The sequence below is a fragment of the Cellulomonas sp. GbtcB1 genome (assembly GCF_019091725.1).
In the GTDB taxonomy this organism is placed as follows: Bacteria; Actinomycetota; Actinomycetes; order Actinomycetales; family Cellulomonadaceae; genus Cellulomonas.
Genome location: NZ_JAGXJG010000384.1, coordinates 1 through 250, shown reverse-complemented (window position 1 = coordinate 250; position 250 = coordinate 1). Strand labels below are relative to the sequence as shown.

Below are 250 nucleotides of genomic sequence, written 5' to 3'. Positions count from 1 at the left end.
CAGCTCGTGCGCCGCGACGGCCGCCTGGCCGGTGCCGAGGGGGTCGGCCGCCGCGTACGCCGCCAGGTCCAGCCCGGTCAGCGCGCCGATCATCGACCCCGGCACCTGGAACGTCCGGTAGGCGCCGAACGACGCCTCGGCGAGCACGCTCGGCAGGGACGCGTCCAGCCCGAGCACGTACCCCGTCACCACGAGTCGACCGCGCTCGTCGACGCCCGCCCCCACCTTCCAGAACTGCCCCGGCAGGAGC

1 pseudogene is annotated in these 250 nt (G+C 76.0%); it reads right to left on the bottom strand.

Going from position 1 to position 250, the window contains the following annotated elements:
• A pseudogene (locus KVT14_RS20785) lies at positions 1 to 250 on the bottom strand (DNA/RNA non-specific endonuclease); the annotation flags it as partial.